This is a genomic window from Corallococcus sp. AB045 (genome assembly GCF_003668895.1).
GTDB lineage: Bacteria > Myxococcota > Myxococcia > Myxococcales > Myxococcaceae > Corallococcus > Corallococcus coralloides.
The window spans coordinates 1-985 of sequence record NZ_RAWN01000423.1 but is presented as its reverse complement, the minus strand read 5'-3'; the positions used below and the strand labels follow the sequence as shown (position 1 = coordinate 985).

The window sequence follows — 985 nt, the reverse complement described above, 5'->3', positions numbered from 1 at the left end:
ATGTCCCGGGATCGACGAGATCGCATATGTCACCGATGGCGCGCCAGAGCGCATCAAGCGTTCGGGCCTCAGCTTTGCGCAAGTGTGATTTAATCTGGGAGAAGGTCTGTTCAATTGGATTCAAATCCGGACTGTAGGGTGGCAGGAGCAGGAACTAGGCGCCCCTTTCCTTGAGGCAACGCGCGGCTTTCTCGCTCTTCTGTGCCGGCAGGTTGTCAAGGATCACGACGTCGCCCTGCGACAGCGTCGGGGCGAGCTGGGTCTCGACATACGTCTCGAAGATGCGCCGGGTCATCGGCCCATCAATCACCCAGGGTGCACAAAGCTCATGGTAACGCAGCCCGGCGATAAAGGTCTGGGTTTTCCAATGGCCGAAGGGCGCCTTGGCATACAGGCGCTGCCCTCTGAGGCAGCGGCCGCGCAGGCGGGTCATTTTGGTCGAGGTGCCGGTCTCATCGAGAAACACCAAGCGGTGCGGCTCCTGGCGCATGCGCGGCTGACGCTTCGTGCGCCAATGATCGCGCGCCTGGCGCACGTCGGAGCGTCCTTGTTCGCTGGCCCGCAAGGTTTTTTTGAAGCTGTAGCCTTGGCGAATGAACCAGCGCGCGATGGAGGCGGGCAGGATCTTGGTGCCGAGGGCCGCCAACTCAGCCGCGAGTTGCGGCATGGTGATGTCGCCCTTTTCGGCGACACGCTGGAGCAGGAACTTGCGATGCGGGTCGAGCTTGGAGTAGCGCCAGCCGCCCTCCGGTTTGGCCGCCAGGCTGCCGGTGGCCCGATAGGCCGCCATCAGCCGCACCCCGAAGGCAACCGAGACCTCGAAGTGGCGGGCTGCCTCATGGCAGGAATGGCCCGCCTCGACAAAGCGCGCCACCCGGCGCCGCAGATCCAGCGAGTAGGACTTGGTCATCGCTCATCTCCTCCAAAGAAGACTGAGACAAGTGAATCACGAAGCCTCCACGCCGAAAAGCCTTCGATTCAGTCA

Annotated in this window: 1 pseudogene; it reads right to left on the bottom strand. The window is 62.5% G+C overall.

The features are described from left to right. A pseudogene (locus D7Y21_RS41245) lies at positions 1–910 on the bottom strand (IS630 family transposase); the annotation flags it as partial. Positions 911–985 lie beyond the last annotated feature (75 nt).